General features: G+C 65.9%; 14 protein-coding genes and 4 tRNA genes. 13 read left to right on the top strand and 5 right to left on the bottom strand.

From position 1 onward, the window contains the following. The first annotated feature begins 57 nt into the window (after window positions 1-57). From pgsA to B0E47_RS07850, 6 genes are all read left to right on the top strand, one after another. On the top strand, window positions 58-669 hold the full coding sequence (gene pgsA, locus B0E47_RS07875) for a CDP-diacylglycerol--glycerol-3-phosphate 3-phosphatidyltransferase (protein WP_077513465.1): 612 nt from the start codon (window positions 58-60) through the stop codon (window positions 667-669). A 410-nt stretch (window positions 670-1,079) separates the two neighbouring features. Beyond that, the gene (locus B0E47_RS07870) at window positions 1,080-2,468 is read left to right on the top strand and encodes a toll/interleukin-1 receptor domain-containing protein (protein WP_077513464.1); all 1,389 of its coding nucleotides are present in this window, start codon (window positions 1,080-1,082) and stop codon (window positions 2,466-2,468) included. Next, entirely contained in the window at window positions 2,465-5,671 is a 3,207-nt protein-coding gene (locus B0E47_RS07865; RefSeq protein WP_139351389.1) for an ATP-binding protein, read from the top strand. Before B0E47_RS07870 ends, B0E47_RS07865 begins: the two co-directional genes overlap by 4 nt. Before the next feature lie 218 nt (window positions 5,672-5,889). Beyond that, window positions 5,890-5,965 (top strand) — tRNA-Gly (locus B0E47_RS07860). 141 nt (window positions 5,966-6,106) lie between these two features. Then, window positions 6,107-6,182 (top strand) — tRNA-Gly (locus B0E47_RS07855). Window positions 6,183-6,264: 82 nt separating this feature from the next. Beyond that, window positions 6,265-6,338: transfer RNA gene (locus tag B0E47_RS07850), tRNA-Cys, on the top strand. Window positions 6,339-6,411: 73 nt separating this feature from the next. On the opposite strand, the gene B0E47_RS07845 is transcribed toward B0E47_RS07850, so the two are convergent. From B0E47_RS07845 to B0E47_RS07835, 3 genes are all read right to left on the bottom strand, one after another. Further along, window positions 6,412-6,498 (bottom strand) — tRNA-Leu (locus B0E47_RS07845). 85 nt (window positions 6,499-6,583) lie between these two features. Next, window positions 6,584-7,816, bottom strand: coding sequence for a TraB/GumN family protein (locus B0E47_RS07840; protein ID WP_077513462.1), 1,233 nt, complete (start codon window positions 7,814-7,816; stop codon window positions 6,584-6,586). A 78-nt stretch (window positions 7,817-7,894) separates the two neighbouring features. Beyond that, the gene (locus B0E47_RS07835; protein ID WP_077513756.1) at window positions 7,895-8,785 is read right to left on the bottom strand and encodes a carbon-nitrogen hydrolase; all 891 of its coding nucleotides are present in this window, start codon (window positions 8,783-8,785) and stop codon (window positions 7,895-7,897) included. Window positions 8,786-9,063: 278 nt separating this feature from the next. Here B0E47_RS07835 and B0E47_RS07830 point away from each other — a divergent pair, with 278 nt between their 5' ends. Next, the gene (locus tag B0E47_RS07830) at window positions 9,064-10,893 is read left to right on the top strand and encodes a chloride channel protein (RefSeq protein ID WP_077513461.1); all 1,830 of its coding nucleotides are present in this window, start codon (window positions 9,064-9,066) and stop codon (window positions 10,891-10,893) included. A 9-nt stretch (window positions 10,894-10,902) separates the two neighbouring features. Here B0E47_RS07830 and B0E47_RS07825 read toward each other — a convergent pair whose 3' ends face one another. Both B0E47_RS07825 and B0E47_RS07820 read right to left on the bottom strand, forming a co-directional pair. Further along, a complete protein-coding gene (locus B0E47_RS07825) occupies window positions 10,903-11,937 on the bottom strand; it encodes an agmatine deiminase family protein (protein WP_077513460.1) in 1,035 nt (344 codons plus the stop codon). A gap of 105 nt (window positions 11,938-12,042) precedes the next feature. Further along, window positions 12,043-12,405 (bottom strand): hypothetical protein, encoded by a 363-nt coding sequence (locus B0E47_RS07820; protein ID WP_077513459.1) that lies wholly within the window; start codon window positions 12,403-12,405, stop codon window positions 12,043-12,045. Between the two features lie 205 nt (window positions 12,406-12,610). On the opposite strand from B0E47_RS07820, the gene abc-f reads away from it, so the two are divergent. The 6 genes from abc-f to asnB all read left to right on the top strand — a co-directional run bounded on the left by abc-f (window position 12,611) and on the right by asnB (window position 19,576). Continuing rightward, the gene (gene abc-f, locus B0E47_RS07815) at window positions 12,611-14,554 is read left to right on the top strand and encodes a ribosomal protection-like ABC-F family protein (protein ID WP_077513458.1); all 1,944 of its coding nucleotides are present in this window, start codon (window positions 12,611-12,613) and stop codon (window positions 14,552-14,554) included. Next, window positions 14,551-15,474, top strand: a complete 924-nt coding sequence (locus B0E47_RS07810) for a phosphoglycerate mutase (RefSeq protein ID WP_077513457.1) — start codon at window positions 14,551-14,553, stop codon at window positions 15,472-15,474. Before abc-f ends, B0E47_RS07810 begins: the two co-directional genes overlap by 4 nt. Window positions 15,475-15,476: 2 nt before the next feature. Beyond that, the gene (gene recJ, locus B0E47_RS07805) at window positions 15,477-17,183 is read left to right on the top strand and encodes a single-stranded-DNA-specific exonuclease RecJ (protein WP_077513456.1); all 1,707 of its coding nucleotides are present in this window, start codon (window positions 15,477-15,479) and stop codon (window positions 17,181-17,183) included. A 73-nt stretch (window positions 17,184-17,256) separates the two neighbouring features. Further along, window positions 17,257-17,622, top strand: coding sequence for an STAS/SEC14 domain-containing protein (locus tag B0E47_RS07800; RefSeq protein WP_077513455.1), 366 nt, complete (start codon window positions 17,257-17,259; stop codon window positions 17,620-17,622). A gap of 80 nt (window positions 17,623-17,702) precedes the next feature. After that, the gene (locus tag B0E47_RS17345) at window positions 17,703-17,825 is read left to right on the top strand and encodes a hypothetical protein (protein WP_256363537.1); all 123 of its coding nucleotides are present in this window, start codon (window positions 17,703-17,705) and stop codon (window positions 17,823-17,825) included. A gap of 83 nt (window positions 17,826-17,908) precedes the next feature. Then, the gene (gene asnB, locus B0E47_RS07795) at window positions 17,909-19,576 is read left to right on the top strand and encodes an asparagine synthase B (protein WP_077513454.1); all 1,668 of its coding nucleotides are present in this window, start codon (window positions 17,909-17,911) and stop codon (window positions 19,574-19,576) included. Window positions 19,577-19,610: the final 34 nt, after the last annotated feature.

The raw sequence follows: 19,610 nt of genomic DNA, 5'->3' as shown, positions 1-19,610 counted from the left end.
AGCGGGTGGCGGCGCCGCGTCAACGTGCGAAACTGCAGCAAATCATCGGAACGAATCATGCGCATCAACCTGCCGACCTGGCTGACCCTTTTCCGCGTTGCCCTGTTGCCGGTGATGGTGGTGGTCTTCTACCTGCCGTTTCGCGGCCACAACATCACCGCGGCGATCGTCTTCGTGCTGGCGGCCGTGACCGACTGGCTGGATGGCTACCTGGCGCGGCGGATGAATTTGACCTCGGCGTTCGGCGCCTTCCTCGATCCGGTCGCCGACAAGCTGATGGTGGCGGTGACGCTGTTCCTGCTGGTGCAGTCTCACCCAAGCGCCGGCTGGTCCGGGATCCTGATGGCGGTCACCGCGGCGGTGATCGTGGGCCGCGAAATCAGCGTGTCGGCGTTGCGCGAATGGATGGCCGAAATCGGCATGAGCGCCACCGTCAAGGTCGCCTTCGTGGGCAAGCTCAAGACCGTGATGCAGATGGTCGCCCTGGTGGTGCTGATCGTGCAGCATGAAAAGGAGGCTGCTGCGCTGCGCCTGTATCACATCGGCGAGGGCCTGCTCGTGATCGCGGGCATTCTCACCATCTGGTCGGGCCTGTACTACCTGCGGGCAGCGTGGCCGATGTTGCGTGGCGACACCCCGAAAACCCCCGGAACCGGTGGCGACGCCTGAAAGCCGTCGGAGCGGCCCGGCGCCACCTGATGTCGCTGCCCCTGCCTGTCCGTCGCGCCCGGGATTCCTGATAGACTTCTCCGCCACAGAGGGGCAGACGGGCATTCGGACGGCAGTTTTACCGGGCAGTTGCAGCCAGGCTGCCGTGCTGACCACTGCGACGGAGGTTCGATCCTCTCTGCGAGATTCCGGCCAAGGGACGGGCGGCGGCGATCCGAAGCGATCCCGCACGGCGTTGAGGCCGCGTGCAGAAGCGCGACCATCAGGTCCTGGTTGATCGTCGGTTGGCATGGCCAATCGCGATTTCTGGCTTGGGGGCGGCGCTTGGACGTTTCCGCGTGCTTTGACCTGGATTGCCTGATCGACTCGATTGGGCAGGCGTGGCAACGTTGTCTCGGGGAAGCGACGCCATGACGGCGCTTGCTGCTGCGGCCGACGCGTCACAGGCGTTCGATGAAGACGCCTGGGACGATCTGCTCAATTACATCGAGGAGCGCCGGGTCATCCCGATCATCGGGCCGGATCTGCTGCACGTGCGCACCGACAGCGGGCCGCGGCCGCTGTACGACTGGCTGGCGGAGAAACTGGCGTTGCGGCTGTCGGTGGACGTCGCCGGGCTGCCGCGGCCGCTTACGCTAAACGACGTGATGTGCTGCTTCCTTGGCCAGCACGGTCGCCGCGAGGAAGCCTATACACGCTTGCGCTCGATCATGCGCGAAGTGGATTTCGAGCCGCCGCTGGCGCTGCGGCAATTGGCGCAGATCACCGATTTCGACCTGTTCGTCACCACCACCTTCGACCCGCTGCTCGAAAACGCGGTCAATCTCGAACGCCATGGCGGCCAGCCGGCGACCGAAGTGATCGCCTATGCGCCAAACCGCGTCACGGACCTGCCGGCCGAACGCAGCCAGCTGCAACGCACGGTGGTCTATCACCTGTTCGGTCGACTCTCCGCCTCGCCGACCTACGTGGTTTCCGACGAGGACATGCTCGAGTTCATCTGTGCGCTGCAGTCCGAGCATCTCACGCCGGAAAAGCTCTTTCACGAACTCGAACACAATCACCTGCTGCTGATCGGCAGCGATTTCTCAAACTGGCTGGCGCGGCTTTTCCTGCGCATGGCCAAGCGCAGGCGACTGTCCGATCCGCGCGATGTCAGCGAGGTGTTCGCCGACGACCATACCTTGCAGGACGCGCGGCTGGTGGCATTCCTGCAGCAGGTCAGCGTGCGCACGCGTGTCTACGGCGGCGCCGAGGCCTTCGTGGCCGAGTTGCACGCACGCTGGTCGAAGCGCCAGCGACCGGTAATGATCTCCAACGGTGGCAGTGCTCCGCAGCGCTTCCTGGCGCCGGCGCGCGAGATGCCGGAGAACGCGATCTTCATCAGCTACGCACGCGAAGACCTGCCGGCCGTGCAGCACCTCAAGGCCGCGCTGGACACCGCCGGATTCACCACCTGGTTCGACCTCGACCGGCTTGAGGGCGGCGACGACTACGACCGAAAGATCCGCGCCAATATCGCACGCTGCAGCTTTTTCGTGCCGGTCATCTCGGCGTCGACCCAGCGTCGTCAGGAGGCCTATTTCCGTCGCGAATGGAGCTATGCGGTCGATCGCGCACGCAACATCGCCGAGGGCGCCGTGTTCATCCTGCCGGTCTGCATCGACGAAACGCGCGAGTCCGACGCGCTGGTGCCGGAACAATTCAAGGCCTTGCATATCCTGCGCATGCCCAATGGCGAACCGCCGCCGGAGTTCCTGCGTCGGCTGCACGACCTGTTCAGCGGGAGACAGGCATGAACGCGCCCCACGCCAGATCCCCCGATGCCGTGACGATCGACCCGGAAAATCCGTGGCTGGGTCTGTTCTCCTATGCCGAGGAAACCCGCGCCTATTTTCATGGCCGCGACGAGGAAACCGGTGAATTGGCGCGCCGCGTGCAGCGCAAGCTGCTGACGGTGCTGTTCGGCCAATCCGGTCTCGGCAAGACCTCGTTGCTGCGCGCCGGCCTGGTGCCGCGGTTGCGCGGGGAAGGTTATTGCCCGGTCTACGTGCGCATCGATTACGCCGCCGAATCCCCGGTGCCCTCCGAGCAGATCAAGCAGGCCATTTTCCGCGCCACGTCTGAGGCCGGCTACTGGACGCGACCGGGCAGCGCGATCGAGGGTGAATCGCTGTGGGAGTTCCTGCACCATCGCGGCGACCTGTTGCGCAATGCCGACGGTGGCGTATTGATGCCGCTGCTGATCTTCGACCAGTTCGAGGAGATTTTCACCTTGGGCCAGGCCGACGATGCCGGCCGCCTGCGCGCAAAGCAGTTCCTTGAAGATCTTGCCGACCTCGTCGAAAACCGGCCGCCAGCGGTACTGGAGCAGCGGCTGGAGCAGGACGACGAGGCCGCCGAACAGTTTGATTTCGCGCGCGCCGACTATCGCATCCTGATTGCACTGCGCGAGGACTATCTCGCGCACCTCGAAGGCGTGAAGACAATCATGCCGTCGATCACCCAGAACCGCATGCGCCTCGCACGGATGAACGGCGCGCAGGCCTTGAGCGCGGTGGTCAACCCCGGGGGGCGCCTCGTATCGCACGAAGTGGCCGAGTCGATCGTGCGCTTCGTCGCCGGCGGTTCGGAACTCGGCAATGCGGAAATCGAACCGTCGCTGCTGAGTCTGGTTTGCCGCGAACTCAATACCGTGCGCCAGACGCAGGGCCGCGGGGAAATTTCAGCCGATCTGCTGGCAGGTTCGCGCGACACGATCCTGAGCGAGTTCTACGAACGTGCACTGGCCGACCAGCCGGACGGCGTGCGCCGCGTGATCGAGGATGAGCTGCTCACCGAATCCGGCTACCGCGAGAGTCTGGCCGAAGAGCGCGTGATCAAGGCGCTCGCGGCGGCAGGCGCCACGCCGGACACGCTGGCAACCCTGGTCAACCGGCGCCTGCTGCGCATCGAGGAACGCCTCGACATGCGCCGCGTGGAGCTGACCCACGACGTGCTTTGCAGCGTCGTCGTTGCCAGTCGCAACCTGCGCCAGGAGCGCGAAGCGCGCGATGCCACGCAACGTCAGCTCGCTATGCAACAGGAGCGCGAGGCAGCGACGCACCGTGCGCTGCTGCGCGCGCGCATGGTCGCGGGCGTCTGTGCGGTGCTGATGCTCGTTGCGGTCGCCGGCGCGGCATTCGGCTGGATTGCCATGCACCGTGCACGCGCAGCCGAAGCCGAAGCGCAGAAGTCGCGCAGCGATGCCGAGAAGCTGGTCAGCTTTCTGATCGAGGATTTCTACAATGAACTGGCGCCCACCGGCCGGCTGGAAACCCTGGGCAAGCTCGCGCACATGACGGTCGGTTACTACGACAGCTTGCCGGCGGAACTGGCCACACCACAAACACATATCAACCGCGCGATGGCGCTGGTACGCGAAGGCGCGGCGCTGCAGGCGAGCGGCAATGTGGATGCCGCTTACAGGAGTTTCGGCGCAGCCCAGTCCGTATTTGAAAAACTCCGCGCCTCGGGAGACCGCAGCGAAGCGGTCACGTATGGCCTTGCCCTGACCTTGCTCAGTGAAGGCAGCAGCATCGTCGGGACCAGCGGTGGCGGGCGCGGCACTGCCGCCGAGTTGCGACAGGCGGCTGACCTTTTGCGGCCGCTGGCCTACACGTCAGGCCCTTCGCGGCGGGTCAGGCAAGCCTACGCGGATACCCTGAACTATCTCACTTTCACCCAGCCACAGGAAACGGCGGTGGCCACCTCCAACGAGGCGCGCAAAGTTCTGGAGGGCCTCGGTGCGCTGGATCTGTCGGATCTGAATGCTGCCTCGTCCTATGCCGATGCTGCTGATTCCGAGGCGCGCCACCTGTTGTCGCTCGGCCGGATCGCCGAGGCGAAAAAGCTGGAACAGCAGGTGTACGAACTGGCCGAGAAGATCCTGGCGCGCCGCCCCGGCGACCTGCACTCGCTGTCCGACCGTTCCTGGGCCGCGGAATTGCTCGGAACCCTCGCGCAACGACAGCACGACGATGCCGCCGCCGCGGACTATGCGAACAAGGCGGCGCGGGCGGGCGAGGACGAGGTGCGCTTCAATCCTTCCGATCTGGGTTCCTGGAGCCGCTGGGCACTGGGCCTGGGAGAGGTCGCCGATCTGCAGTTTGAACGCGGCCAGGTGGCGCAGGCAATCGCCACGATGCATTCGCTGCTGGCGCTGGAGCGGGATCCGCGCCGGCCTTCCAGTCTTGGCCCGGTACTGTGGTTTCGATGGATCCAGCTCGCGAATTGGCAAGCGCAGACCGGCGATACGGCCGCGGCCGCGCAGTCGCTGAAGGCCTTCGCGCGCGACACCGGCGAACTCGCTGCCCAACTCGCGCCACAAGACCCGAAGCGTCAGCTTCTGGTCAGGCCGGAGCAGGGTATAGGCGGTGCCGTGCAACTGACCGAAGGCGCGTCACAGGCCGCCCTGACGGATGCGACAGCCGTGATCGCTCGCGTCGAGTCAGTCGGGATTCCGGCCGGTGATGTGGGCGCCTCCAATTTGCGGGGCAACATGTTGAATGGCGATCTTCAGACCGCAGCCACGGCGTCTATCCGGCTCGGCCGGTACCGGCAAGCTGAAGCGTTGGCGCGCCAGTGGCTGGCGGTTCCACCGAACAAGACATCGGAAGCCGACCCGCAGATCAAGGAGTCCAGGGCCCGATCCGTTCTCGCCGATGCGGTAGCCATGCAAGGTCGCGGCGACGAAGCGCAAAAGGCCCTGCAACCCGCGCTTGCGTACTATCAACAGCAGCAGCAAGCCGGTGCACGGGGCATGACGTTTCGTCACGACTACGCCTATGCGCTGTATGTCAGCGCCATTTCCAGCGCGGCCGATGCCGAGGGCCGGGAGAGGCGCAAGACAGCCCTGGACGAAGCGGCCACGCTGATTGCCGGTGCTTCCACAGAAGCGCAGCAACTGGCGGAAATGCGTGAAGTGACCACCTTGATCACCGCCGGCCGTGCATCGCACTAGGAGCCCGCAGACGCCGACCTCCCCGTGCTCACGACTGGCCCGGCGCCGGTCGAGAATCCCGCGAGGGCCAGCTTTCCGGTGTGCGAGGCAGGGTGCGAGGGATCATCGAGTCACGACGCGATGGATCACTCGGTGAGACTTGAGGATCACGGAGAAATGGGGGAGTCGGATCGCGACTTGACGATACTGATTCACGTATTAGAATGCGCGGCTCCGATGCGGGAATAGCTCAGTTGGTAGAGCACGACCTTGCCAAGGTCGGGGTCGCGAGTTCGAGTCTCGTTTCCCGCTCCAGATTGCACCCAGGGCCCTGATTTGTTCAGGGCCTTGTCGTTTCCGCCGCCAGCCGCTTGCAAACGCGTCGAACAGTGGTGCACCAGCGCCGCTCAGGCTGTTCACAAGAGCGCCTGGTCTGCTATGCTTCGCGGCTCCGATGCGGGAATAGCTCAGTTGGTAGAGCACGACCTTGCCAAGGTCGGGGTCGCGAGTTCGAGTCTCGTTTCCCGCTCCAGGATTTGCGCAGAACCTCGGCCCACCGGGGTTTTGTTTTATTCGAAATCTGCGATCATGCTGATCGCGATGCATCAAGCAATGGCCTGGTGGCAGAGTGGTCATGCAGCGGACTGCAAATCCGCGTACGCCGGTTCGATTCCGACCTAGGCCTCCATTGCACAAGCGGCTGTCCGTCAGCCAAGAAAAACCCGCCGCTGGCGGGTTTTTTGTTGCGAATAATCCGGGGATGGTGCCTGGGGCGGGGGTCGAACCCGCATGGCCTTGCGGCCGAGGGATTTTAAGTCCCTTGCGTATACCGGTTTCGCCACCCAGGCCTGGGGCCGGCGCACATGACGAAGGCTGTGCGCGGCGGCGCGAATCGTAGCACGCAGTGGCGTGTCGACCCTGCGCCGGATTGCTTCAGATCAGGCTTTTGAAGATATGGAAGCCGGCGCTGTATTCGCCGATCAGGGTGCCCACGCTGACCAGGATGAAGTTGAGCAGGGTGCGGGCGACGCGGTTCTTCCACCAGCCGCTCCAGTGCACGATGTCGTCGCGAAGGCTGTCGAAATCGGCCACCCGTGGGCGTCGCACCCAGGCCTCGGCCATGGCGCTGATGCCGCCGGCGGGAATGCCGGGGCGAAACGGCTTGATCGGTGCGGCGATGAAGGCGGCGACGATGCTGACCGGGTGGCCGCCCGCAGCCAGTGCGCCCAGTGCGGCAAAGCCGCCCGTGAACAGCACCCAGGCCAGCAGCGCCTGCGTGCCCAGGGTCGCATTCTTGTGAAATGCCCAGGCAATCGCCGCGAACACCAGCAGCACCAGACCGGCAGCCAGCCATTTCGGCCAGCGTGCCTTGGGCGGGGTCTGCGCCAGTTCGGCGACTTTCAGCGCGGGCTCGTCCTGCTGCTCGCGCAACAACGTGCACAGCCCCTTGAGGTGACCGGCGCCGACGACCACCAGTACGCGACGCGGGTCGGTTGTCGCATGGCGTGTGGCTTCCTCGCGCAGGCGCGCGGCCATGAAGGCGTCGCGCTCGCCGATCAGGCTTTCGTAGAGCGGTTTCGATCCGCTGGCGAATTCGCTGAACGCGCTTTCCAGCAGGTCGCTCTGTTTGAGTTTTTCGACTTCTTCCTGCGCAATGTCCTCACGTTCGAACACACTGGCCAGCAGACCACCGAGCAGGCCGAAGCGCTGCCAGAAGCCGACGCTGCGCCAGGCGCGCTTCAGCGTAGTGCCAACTTCACGATCGATCAGCCAGACTGGCAACCCGCGCTGGTCGGCGCCATCCATCGCGGCCTTCATCTCGGCGCCGGGCTGGATGCCGGACTGGTCGGCCAGGCGCTTCTGGAACGTCGACAGCACCAGGCTTGCGGCAACCATGCCGGCCTTGCCCTGGCGGATCACCTGGAACAGATCCATCTGCTTGAACGCTTCGGGATCGCGCATGCCCTGGGCACGGCTCTCGCACAATTCCACGGCGACCGCATCGAAATGCTCGTGGGCGAGCAAAGCCTCGACCGCCTCCTTGCTGCTGCGCGAGACATGGGCCGTACCCAGCACCACGTAGTCCACGCCGTCACGCTGGACATGCTCGAGTGGCTGCCCGACCAGGGCCGGCAACGGGGTGACTTCGGTTTCAGGAACACTCATGCGGTCGGTGCGCTGGTCGTCGGAAGAAACCCATGGATGGGGGCGACGCGCGTGCGGAACAAGCGAGTGCCGGCGGCGTCAGTCACGGAAGCGTTTGAGTAGGTCGGCGTAGGCGTCGATGCGTCGATCGCGCAGGAAGGGCCAGATCCGGCGCACGTGCTCACTGCGCGCCAGATCGATGTCCGCCAGCAGCAGTTCGCGCCCGTCGGTACCGGCCCGAGCCAGGAATTCGCCCTGCGGTCCTGCCACGAAGCTGGAGCCCCAGAACCGGATCCCGGCGCCCACGCCGGACGGGTCGGCCTCGAACCCGGTGCGATTGCACGAGAGCAGGGGCAACCCATTGGCCACGGCGTGGCCGCGCTGGACGGTGATCCACGCGTCGCGCTGGCGATCCTTTTCGGCCTGCGCGTCGTGCGGGTCCCAACCGATCGCGGTGGGATAGAGCAGCAGCTCGGCGCCAGCCAGTGTCATCAGGCGCGCCGCTTCCGGATACCACTGGTCCCAGCACACCAGCACGCCGAGGCGACCGACCGAAGTGTCGATCGGCTCGAAGCCCAGGTCGCCGGGGGTGAAGTAGAACTTTTCGTAGAACGCCGGATCGTCGGGGATGTGCATCTTGCGGTAGACCCCGGCGACCGTCGCCGAGCGGTCGAACACCACGGCCGTGTTGTGGTACAGCCCGGCCGCGCGGCGCTCGAACAGGGAGGCGACGACCACCAGCTTCAGCTCCTCGGCCAGCTTGCCGATCCGTTCGGTGCCGGGCCCGGGAATGCGCTCGGCCTGGTCGAACACCTCCACCGACTCGTGCTGGCAGAAGTACGGGCCGTTGTGCAGTTCCTGCAACAGCACCAGTTCGGCACCGGCGGCCGCGGCTTCGCGCAGACCGGCCTCGATCGCGTCGAGATTGGTGTCGCGGCTGCCGCGGTCGGTTTCCTGCAGCAGGGCAACCTTGAGGGTCTTGCGGGTCATCATCGAATCCTGCCGCCGGTGGCGTCGGGCCATAGTGTAGCGAACCGCCTCCGGCCCGGTGGCGAACCCGCTGGCAGGGCTGCTGCGGGATTGGCTGGCCGAGGCTGGCGATCCATGGGTTTGAGCGGATTGCCGCAGTCCACCCGGACACACAGCGCAGGCGCGCAGAAATGACCTGATAACCGTTGCCCATTCCGCTAATCTGATCCGCGCGGGCAGTCGTCGCCTCGTCATGGCATCGGTACTTCGGGTTCGAACACCATGGGGAACAGTGCAACATGAGCCGGTTCGGACACTTCCTTCAGCGCACCTATCAGCGCTGGAAACAGGACACCCTCAGCCAAAGCGATTTTCGGCCCAGCGTCAGCATCCTCAAGCTGTCGCTGATGGCGGTTTTCGTCGGGATTGCCGCCGCACTGGTCGCGTGGCTGCTGTACCGGTTGATCGGCCTGGTGACGCACCTCGCCTTCGCCGGACAGTGGTCGTTCGATTTCACCGCACCTTCCGTGCTGGGCGCGCCGACCTGGGTCATCCTGGTGGCACCGGTGGTGGGCGGCCTGTTGATCGGCCTGATGGCTCGCTTCGGTACCGAACGCATCCGTGGTCACGGCATCCCCGAAGCGCTGGAGGCGATCCTGTTCCGCAAGAGCAAGATGATGCTGAAGGTGGCCATCCTGAAACCGCTGGCGTCGGCCATTGCCATTGGCACCGGTGGGCCGTTCGGTGCGGAAGGCCCGATCATCATGACCGGCGGCGCGGTTGGCTCGCTGATGGGGCAGGTGTTCTACCTGACCTCGATCGAACGGCGCACGCTGCTGGTAGCTGGTGCCTGTGCAGGTATGGCGGCAACTTTTGACACGCCGATCGCAGCCACGCTGCTGGCGGTCGAGCTGTTGCTGTTCGAGTTGCGCCCGCGCAGCACGATCCCGGTCGCCATTGCCTGTTTCGTGGCCGCGGGCTTGCGCCCGTACCTGATTGGCCCCGGGCCGTTGTTTGCACTGGACGTTACATTCCATCCGGACACCGTTGTCCTGGCCATGGCGGCGGTCAGCGGGGTATTCGGCGGATTGCTGGCCACCTTGCTGTCGGCCATGATCTACAAATCCGAGGATCTGTTTCACAAATTGCCGGTGCACTGGATGTGGTGGCCGGCGATCGGCGCGCTTGCCGTCGGCCTGGGCGGTTGGCTGGAACCGCAAGCGCTGGGCGTGGGTTATGGCGTCATCGACAAGCTGCTGACCGGCCAGATGGTGGGCAGCGCGATCGTGGTTTTCATGATCGTCAAATCGCTGATGTGGGTCATCTACCTGAGCTCGGGCACGTCAGGCGGCATCCTGGCGCCCCTGTTGGCTCTGGGTGCTGGTCTGGGCGGCCTGGAGGCGATGTTTTTCCCGGGATCGCAACCGCTGCTGTGGCCGCTGCTGGGCATGGTGGCCATGTTGACCGGGGTCATGCGCTCGCCTTTCACCTCGATATTGTTCGCGTTGGAACTCACGCGTAACGCCACCGCACTACCCGCGTTGCTGGTGACGTGCATCGTGGCTTACGGTGTCAGCGTATTCCTGATGAAACGTTCCATCCTGACCGAGAAGATCGCGCGCCGTGGCCGCGACGTGTTTCGCGAATATTCGGTGGACCGGCTGGAACACATGGCGATCAAGGAAGTGATGACCACCGGCATCCTCAGCGTGCCCGGCAGCATCAGCGTGCATGAGCTGGCCGCAAACCACTTCGACGCGCAGCAAAAATACCGCGCCTATCCAGTGGTCGATGCCGACGGGAAGTTGTTGAACGTGGTCAACCGGCAGGTGCTGAACCAGTGGCGCGAGAACCATATCGATGACAACAGCATCCTTGCCGACGTCCTGGATGTCGACCCGGTGGTGGCGTTTCCGGACGAAAGCTGCCGCAGCGTGGCGGTGCGCATGGCGGTGGAAAAGCTGGACCGGATCCCGGTCGTGGTGTCCATCGACGATCGTCACCTGCTCGGCATGATTACCCGTTACGACCTGCTCAAGCCGTACACCCACTTCCACGACGAGGAGCGGGTGCGAGAGCGCTTTTTCGGCAATGGCAAGGTGGCGGCGCAAAGCGACAACAAGCCATGAGACTGCGCCTCAGGCGATCCCGGCGGGCAGTTGCATGGTGATGCAATGCAGGCTGCCGTTCTGCCAGATCAGCGGGCGGCAGGGCACCGGCACGATCTCGCGGCCCGGATGGGCCACGCCGATGATGCGAGCGGCCTCGGCGTCGGCCGGATCGCCGTAGGCAGGGACCAGCACGGCACCGTTGACGATCAGATAGTTCGCGTAAGAGGCCGCCAGGCGGCGGCCTCCGTCAAGGATCGGCCGCGGCCAGGGCAGGGGATGGAGTTGGTACGGTCGCCCGTCCCTGGTGCGCAACGCGGCTAGCTCGGTGGCCATCCGCTGCAACTCGTCGTGGTGCGGATCGACGGCATCGTCGCAAGCCTGGAACACGATGCGATCGTCCGGCGCAAAGCGCGCCAGGGTGTCGATGTGCGCGTCGGTGTCGTCGCCTTCGAGGTAGCCGTGGTCCAGCCACAGGATGCGCGACGCGTGCAGGCTGTCGCGCAGGATCGTGCTCATCTCGTCGCGCGACTGTTCCGGGTGTCGTTGCGCCAGGCAGCGCCAGGTCGTCAGCACGGTGCCGGCGCCATCGCTTTCGATGCCACCGCCTTCCAGCGCCCAGTCGATCCGCTTGTGCGTCGCGTGGCCGAAGATGCCGGCAGCCACCAGTCCGGAGACGAGTGCATCGTCCTGCTCGGCGCCGAACTTGCCGCCCCAGCCGGTGAAGCGGAAGTCGGTGAGCTGGGATTTCCCGTCAGCCGCCTTCAGCGTGACCGGGCCGGAGTCGCGCAGCCAGGTGTCGTCGTAGGGCAGGGCGACGAAGCGCACGTGCGCGGGATTGACGCCGGCCACTTCCAGCAGGCTCGCGACATGCCGCTGCAGCGCGTCGTCGGCCACCACCACAACCAGTGGCTGGAAGCGCGTCACGGCGGCGGCCAGGGCCACGTAGGTGGTTTCCACCGATGTCAGCCGCTCGGCCCAGTCGGTTTCGGCATGCGGCCAGGCGATCAGGATCGCCGCCTGCGGTTCCCATTCCGCCGGCAGGCGCAACGATAGATCGGTCATGAAATTGCTCTCGCGCGGGAACAGGTCGCCAAGTGTAAAGGCCAGGCCCCCTGCACATAAAAACGCGGCCCGCGTCGCCACGGACCGCGTCGACATGCGGCCGGATCAGTGGACGGCGGAGGGATCGGTGTTGTTGCCTGCCGGCGTGTTCAGCACGGAGTGGATGACGTGGTTGCGCTCGAAATACACGATGAAATTGGCGTAGTCCCAGCGGTTGATCACCGGGTGCTTCGCGGTATCGCCGCCACGCGGCGACAGCTTGCGCTGCGGTGCGCCCCAGGTCTTCTCCACCTGGCTCATGCTCAGGCCGCGACGGGGCAGGTTCATCCCCTGTTCCTGCTGCACGCGATGGATCAGCAGGCTGTCGCCATGCGTCGATTGGGCAGCATGTGTCGCCGGTGCCACGGCAAAACCGGCGGCGGCGATCATCATGGCGACAATCGGCAAACTGTTCTTGAACTTGACCATGGCTCCCCTCTCCAGACAAGGCTGTATGCGGCGTCGTTTTAGCAGACCCGGCCATGTTACGCCATGCCGGGCTGCGTCGATTGCGATGGATTGGGCATTCGTCGCACATGCGGCCCGCAACCGCCGATGGGGCGAGAATAGCGTCATCACCGCTATCATGGGCGGCTGCGGGTGCGCGCTTGCCCGGTCCGGATGTGTTCCCCTCATGATTTCCTTTCGACATTTCGCCCTGCGCCGCGGCAGCCGCTTGTTGCTTTCGGACATCGATCTGGTGATCCAGAGCGGTTGGCGGCTGGGTGTGATCGGGCGCAACGGCTGTGGCAAATCCAGCCTGTTCGCCGCGCTGCAGGGCAACCTGGACAGCGATGCCGGCGAGCTGGAGATGTCCGGCAAGTTGCGGCTGGCCTCGGTGGCGCAGGAGACCCCGGCCTTGCCGGACGCAGCGATCGACTACGTGCTGGGCGGCGACGAGGAACTGGCGGCGGCGATCAACGCCGAAGCCGAGGCCGGCGAGCGTGGCGACATGGACGCGATGGCGAAGGCGCACCACCGTATCGAGGAACTGAACGGCTACGACGGGCGCGCCCGTGCCGGTCGCCTGATGCACGGCCTGGGGTTTGCCCCGGAGACGCACGAACGCGCGGTGCAGGAGTTCTCCGGTGGCTGGCGCGGGCGGCTGAACCTGGCACGTGCACTGATGTGCCCGTCCGACCTGCTGCTGCTGGACGAGCCGACCAACCACCTGGACCTGGACGCCGTGCTGTGGCTGGAAGAATGGCTGCGTCGCTACCAGGGCACCTTGCTGATCATCTCGCATGACCGCGAATTCCTCGACGGGGTGATCACCCACACCCTGCACCTCGACGACGGCAAGGCCAAGCTCTACACCGGCAACTACAGCGCCTTCGAGCGCCTGCGCGCCGAGCAGTTGCGTCAGCAGCAGATCTCGCACGAACGCGAGCAGGCCGAGCGTGCCCACCTGCAGTCGTTCATCGATCGCTTCAAGGCCAAGGCGACCAAGGCCAAGCAGGCGCAATCGCGCATGAAGCGGCTGGAAAAGCTGGCCGGTACCGAGGCGGTGCGCGCGGAGCGCCCTTTCAGCTTCCACTTCGCCAAGCCGGAGCGATTGCCCGATTCGATGGTGCAGCTGGAAGACATCACGGCCGGCTATCAGGCCGACCCCTCGGCGCGCGATGTCGGCGGCGAGGTGGCAAACATCGTGCTGGCCGACGTGCGCTTCAGCATCGAGGCCGGCGAACGGATCGGCCTGCTCGGCCCCAACGGCGCCGGCAAATCCACCCTGGTCAAGACTCTGGTCGGCGAGCTGGAACCGTTCGGCGGCGAGCGCAAGGCGCACAAGGACCTGAAGATCGGCTACTTCGCCCAGCACACCGTGGAAAGCCTGCGCGAAGGCGCCAGCCCGCTCGATCACCTGATGGACCGGGCACCCGGCGCGGCGACCCAGGCGATGCGCGATTTCCTCGGCACCTGGAATTTCGCCGGCGATCGCGCATTCGAGTCGGTGGACGGTTTTTCCGGTGGCGAACGCGCCCGCCTGGCGCTGGCGCTGATCGCCTGGGACAAGCCCAACCTGCTGCTGCTGGACGAACCGACCAACCATCTCGACCTGGACATGCGCGAGGCGCTGGCCGATGCCCTGGCCGACTTCGACGGCGCGCTGGTACTGGTCTCGCACGATCGCCATCTGCTTGGCATGGTCTGCGACAGTTTCTGGCGGGTCGCCGACGGCATCGTGGAAAGCTTCGATGGCGACCTGGACGACTACGCGCGCTGGCTGAAGAGTCGTGGCAGTGCGAACAAGCGAGCGGCGAAGGCGGTCGCTCCGGCACCGATCAAGGTCATCCCGGAAACCTCGCCCGAGGAGCGCCGGCGCCAGGCCGCGGCTCGGCGCGAACAGGAAAAAGGTTCGCGCCAGCGGGTGAAACGGATCGAGACGCGTACCGCGACGCTCGACGCCGAACTGCTTGCACTCGAGGCGAAGCTGGCCGATCCCGCCACCTACAACGGCCCGACCAGCGAGATGATGCGGCTGGGGCAGCTTCAGGCCGAGTTGCGTGGCGAAAAGGAGGCGCTGGAAACCGAATGGCTGGAACTGGTCGAGCAAATGGAATCGCCGGCAGCGTCATGAGCCCGCGTTCCGGACCGCTGCTGCATCTGTGGCTGCCGGCACGGCGCTCATTCGACTCGCGTCACCCGCTGCTTGAACGTCTGCAGCGGACCGACCGTCTGGATGACGGCGCAACCGGCTACCTGGAGGGGCTCGGCGAATCCTTCGTCGGCGTCGATGCGAACCTGCCGGCGGCGGCGATCACGCGCGAATACCTGGTGGGCGATGCGGCCGACACCTGCTGGCTGTCGGCCGACCCGGCCTGGGTGCAACCGGACATGACCGGTGCCCGCCTGCTGGCCTGCGGCCAGCTGCAACTGGACATGGCCGAGGCGCAGGCGCTGGCCGAGCCGCTCCAACCCGTCTTCGTTGACGCTGGCATGCAATTGCTCGTTTCCACGCCAGATCGCTGGCACGTGCAACTGCCGCCAGGTCTTGCGCCGCCGAGGTTCGACGCTCCGGAACAGGCGATGGGCGAAGACTTGTCGCAGCATTTGCCGGCTGGCGCAGAAGGGCGCCCGTGGCGCATCCTGCTCAACGAAGTCCAGGTTCTGCTGCACCAGCATCCCTTGAATGCCCAACGCCGTGCCCGCGGGTTGGCACCGGTGAACAGCCTGTGGCTGTGGGGTGGCGGTCGCCTGCCGGATTCGATGCGAAGCGCGCTGGATGGTGTCATCAGTGACGACTTGCTCCTGCGCGCGCTGGCGGCACGCGCCGATGTCGCGCAACTCGCGCGTGCGCCACAAACGGTAGCGGCGGCGGGCCCGGGGTGGCTGATCGACCTGCAGGATCTGCCGGCCAGCGAGATCGCTGCCGCTTGGTGGCCATCATTGCAGCCGCTGTTCGAACGTCATCCGCTGCAGTTGCATTTCGCCAGCGGTGAACGCTGGCTGCATCGGCCGTGGCATCGCTGGCGCTTCTGGCGCGGGGGAAAACCTTGAGCATGTTGCAACTGCGCCGACGCGAAGGCAGGAGCACGCCCGGCAACTGGCCTGACTCGGTGCATCCGGTATTGCGCCAGGTCTATGCAGCACGTGGCGTGCTGGTGCCGGCCGAGGTGGAACACCGGCTGGCGCGCATGCTGTCGCCACAGACACTGGGTGGCATCGATGCCGCCGTGACGCTGTTGCTGGAAGCAATCCGCGCCGACTGGAGCATCGTGGTCGCCGGCGACTACGACTGCGATGGCGCCACCGGCACCGCCGTGGCCGTGCGCGGACTGCGCCTGCTCGGCGCGCGCCGGGTGAGCTACGCCATACCGAATCGCTTCGTGCACGGTTACGGCCTGAGTCCGGCGCTGGTGGAATCGCTGCAACCGACACCGCAACTGATCGTCACCGTGGACAACGGCGTGGCCAGCGTGGCTGGCGTGGCTGCGGCGAAGGCGCGCGGCATCCGCGTCATCGTCACCGATCACCACCTGCCCGGGGAGCAACTGCCGGACTGCGACGCGATGGTCAACCCGAACCTGCCTGGCGACCTGTTTTCCAGCAAGATGCTGGCCGGCGTGGGCGTGATGTTCTACCTGCTGCTGGGCCTGCGCGCGAAGATGCGGGAGCAGGGCGCCAGCCCGCGCGTCGAGCCAGATCTGTCGTGCCTGCTCGACCTTGTCGCCCTGGGTACCGTGGCCGACCTGGTGCCACTGGATTTCAACAACCGGGTACTGGTCGAGGCGGGCCTGCAGCGTATCCGCAGCGGCCGCGCCTGCGCCGGCATTCTAGCCCTGGTCGAGGCGGCCAAGCGCAGCCCGGCGACTGTGTGCTCCGGCGATCTCGGCTTCAGCGTCGGTCCGCGCCTGAATGCGGCCGGTCGTCTGGAAGACATGCGGCTGGGCGTGGAATGCCTGCTCACCGACGATGTCGAACAGGCGCGACACCTTGCCGAACGGCTCGACGGCATCAACCGCGAACGGCGCGAGCTGCAGGCCGGGATGGTGGCTGAAGCCGAGGTGATGGCCGCGGGCCTGGACCACATCGAGGCGGTGGGTGTCGCCCTGTACGAGCCCTCGTGGCATGCCGGCGTGGTCGGCCTGGTGGCCTCGAAGCTCAAGGAACGGCTGCACCGCCCGGTGATCGCCTTTGCGCCGGCCAGCGAGGACGACCCGGAGCATCTGCGCGGTTCCGCGCGATCGATCGCCGGTTTCCATATTCGCGATGCCCTCGCGGCCATCGATGCGCGCCAGCCGGGGCTGATCGAGCGCTTCGGCGGCCATGCGATGGCGGCCGGGTTGAGCCTGAAGGCGACCGACTACCCGCGCTTTGCCGCCGCGTTCGACGCGATCGCGACTGAACTGATCGCGCCGGAACGCCTGCAGGCGCTGCTGTATACCGACGGCGAGCTGCCGCCCGGCGCCGCCTCGCTGGAGCTGGCGCGCCAGCTGCGCCAGGCCGGGCCGTGGGGGCAGGCCTTTCCCGAACCGCTGTTCGACAACCTGTTCGAGTGCGCGGGCTGGAAGGTGATGGGCGCGACTCACCTGCGCCTGCAACTGCGTGACCCGCGCGACGGGACGCTGCACGATGCGGTGATGTTCAATGCCTACCATGGCCAACCACCGCCGCCACGGCTGCGGGCGGCCTACGAGCTGATCGTCAACGACTGGCAGGGACGCGAGACACCACGCCTGTTGCTGCGCCATATCGAACCTGCCTGAAAGGCGCTCTGCTTGCGCATATTTCACGTGGTCTGGCCCAGACTGGCGCACACGCCATTCAAGGAGAACGCACGTGATCGCACAGATCGAGGGATTGCCTGCCGGCACGGTGGGTTTTCGCGCCCACGGCCAGGTCACTTCGGCCGACTACGAGAACGTCATTGTGCCCGACGTGGAGGCAGCGTTTGCGCTCAATCGCAAGCTGCGCCTGTTGTACGTCACCGCCGAGGATTTCACCGGCTTCGATCCCGGGGCGATGTGGGATGACGCCAAGATGGGCGCACGTCATTTCAGCGGCTGGGATCGCGTGGCGCTGGTGACCGACGTGTCGTGGTTGCGCATGACCGTCACGGCCTTCAGCTTCGCCATCCCGGCACAGTTCCGCCTGTTCCGGGCTGCCGAGCTGGACGAAGCCACGGACTGGATCAAGGCGCCTTGAGGGTCCGCACGGGACCATGCCTCCGGGCATATAGCGCCAGATCACTTGCCATCGCGCCGGCGATCTGCTCAAGTGGCGCCATGCATTCCGTGATCGCCAAATCCATGAACCTCATCGCGCTTTCCGCGCGGTGCCTGGTGCTGGCCGGCAACGACAATAACCGCGCGAACAATAACGCCAACCGTTGGCGGGCCCGCGCGTAGCAGCAAGTTTTATTGAATACGCGAAAGAGGCCCGCCCAGTGCGGGCCTCTTTCGTTTTGGGTCTCAACCGAGGAACTTTCAACATGTGTTCGATTTTCGGAATGTTCGATCTGCAGCCTGGCGACGATCTTGCCGCGCTGCGCCGGCAGGCGCTGGAACTGTCGCAGCGCCAGCGCCATCGCGGGCCGGACTGGAGCGGGGTGTTCGTCGATGCCGGGGTGATCCTGGTGCACGAGCGGCTGGCCATCGTGGACCCGGCCAGCGGTGCGCAGCCGCTGCGTTCACGCGACGGCGCACTGGCGCTGGCGGTGAACGGCGAGATCTACAACCATCGCGAGCTTGCATCCGGACTGGATTACGACTTCACCACCGGCTCGGACTGCGAGGTGATCAACGCGCTGTACCGCCAGTACGGCACCGGCTTCCTGCCACGACTCAACGGCATCTTCGCGTTCGCGCTGTGGGACGGTGATGCACAGCGCTACCTGATCGCGCGCGACCCGATCGGCGTGTGCCCGCTGTACTGGGGCCACGATGCACAAGGCCGCCTGTGCGTGGCCTCGGAGATGAAGGCACTCGTTGGCGTATGTGCCGACGTGGCGCCGTTTCCGCCCGGGCATGTCTACGACAGCGTCAGCGGCGAGCTGACGCGTTACTACGAAAAACCGTGGCGCGATTACGTCCATACGCGCGGCCACGACGTGGCCGCGCCAGCGTTGCGCAAGGCGTTCGAGCAGGCCGTGCATCGCCAGCTGATGACCGACGTGCCGTACGGTGTGCTGCTGTCCGGCGGGCTGGATTCCTCGCTGGTCGCCGCCTGCGCCGCGCAGTTCGCACGCGAGCGGGTCGAGGACGACGACCGTAGCGAGGCGTGGTGGCCGCGGCTGCATTCGTTCGCCATCGGCCTGGACGGCTCGCCCGACCTGGCCGCAGCGCAAGTCGCCGCCGATGCGCTGGGCACCGTGCATCACGGCTTCGTCTACACGTTCTGGGAGGGCCTGGATGCACTGCCGGAGGTGATCCGCCATATCGAAACCTACGACGTCACCACCATCCGCGCGGCCACGCCGATGTACCTGCTGGCGCGGCGGATCAAGGCGATGGGGGTGAAGATGGTGCTGTCCGGCGAGGGCTCGGACGAGCTGTTCGGCGGCTACCTGTACTTCCACAAGGCGCCCTCGGCCGAGGCCTTCCACGAGGAAACCGTGCGCAAGCTCGATGCGCTGCACAGCTACGACTGCCTGCGCGCGAACAAGGCGATGATGGCCTGGGGCGTGGAGGCGCGCGTGCCGTTCCTCGACCTGGATTTCGTCGACGTGGCGATGGGCCTCGATGCCGCGCACAAGATGGCGGGGCAGGGCCGGATCGAGAAGGCGGTGCTGCGCGAGGCCTTCGACGGTGCATTGCCGGACGCGATCCTGTGGCGGCAGAAGGAGCAGTTCAGCGACGGCGTCGGCTACGGCTGGATCGACGGATTGAAGGCACACGCCGAGCAGGCGATCAGCGACCGCGAGTTTGCCGCGGCCGCGGCGCGCTATCCGTTCAACACGCCGACGACTAAGGAGGCGTACTTCTACCGGCGCATCTTCGAGCAGCATTTCCCCGGCGAGGCTTGCGCGGCGACCGTGCCCGGCGGCAAGTCGATCGCCTGCTCATCGCCGGCGGCGCTGGCGTGGGATCCGGCGTTTGCGAACGCGGCCGATCCTTCCGGGCGGGCGGTGAAGGGGGTGCACCAGCAGGCGCTGGCCTGACTGCGCTGCGCCACGCCACCGTGTGTGCCGGGTG

Origin of the sequence: Rhodanobacter sp. B05 (assembly GCF_002001085.1) — a bacterium.
GTDB lineage: Bacteria > Pseudomonadota > Gammaproteobacteria > Xanthomonadales > Rhodanobacteraceae > Rhodanobacter.
This window is presented reverse-complemented; position numbering and strand designations above follow the sequence as displayed.

Bases quoted from the DNA above. Each gene is read 5' to 3' on its own strand.
- B0E47_RS07835 (WP_077513756.1), bottom strand. From the start codon at position 8,785: ATGACCCGCAAGACCCTCAAGGTTGCCCTGCTGCAGGAAACCGACCGC.
- B0E47_RS17345 (WP_256363537.1), top strand. From the start codon at position 17,703: ATGCATTCCGTGATCGCCAAATCCATGAACCTCATCGCGCTTTCCGCG.
- B0E47_RS07810 (WP_077513457.1), top strand. From the start codon at position 14,551: ATGAGCCCGCGTTCCGGACCGCTGCTGCATCTGTGGCTGCCGGCACGG.
- pgsA (WP_077513465.1), top strand. From the start codon at position 58: ATGCGCATCAACCTGCCGACCTGGCTGACCCTTTTCCGCGTTGCCCTG.
- B0E47_RS07825 (WP_077513460.1), bottom strand. From the start codon at position 11,937: ATGACCGATCTATCGTTGCGCCTGCCGGCGGAATGGGAACCGCAGGCG.
- B0E47_RS07820 (WP_077513459.1), bottom strand. From the start codon at position 12,405: ATGGTCAAGTTCAAGAACAGTTTGCCGATTGTCGCCATGATGATCGCC.
- B0E47_RS07830 (WP_077513461.1), top strand. From the start codon at position 9,064: ATGAGCCGGTTCGGACACTTCCTTCAGCGCACCTATCAGCGCTGGAAA.
- B0E47_RS07865 (WP_139351389.1), top strand. From the start codon at position 2,465: ATGAACGCGCCCCACGCCAGATCCCCCGATGCCGTGACGATCGACCCG.
- asnB (WP_077513454.1), top strand. From the start codon at position 17,909: ATGTGTTCGATTTTCGGAATGTTCGATCTGCAGCCTGGCGACGATCTT.
- B0E47_RS07840 (WP_077513462.1), bottom strand. From the start codon at position 7,816: ATGAGTGTTCCTGAAACCGAAGTCACCCCGTTGCCGGCCCTGGTCGGG.
- B0E47_RS07870 (WP_077513464.1), top strand. From the start codon at position 1,080: ATGACGGCGCTTGCTGCTGCGGCCGACGCGTCACAGGCGTTCGATGAA.
- abc-f (WP_077513458.1), top strand. From the start codon at position 12,611: ATGATTTCCTTTCGACATTTCGCCCTGCGCCGCGGCAGCCGCTTGTTG.
- recJ (WP_077513456.1), top strand. From the start codon at position 15,477: ATGTTGCAACTGCGCCGACGCGAAGGCAGGAGCACGCCCGGCAACTGG.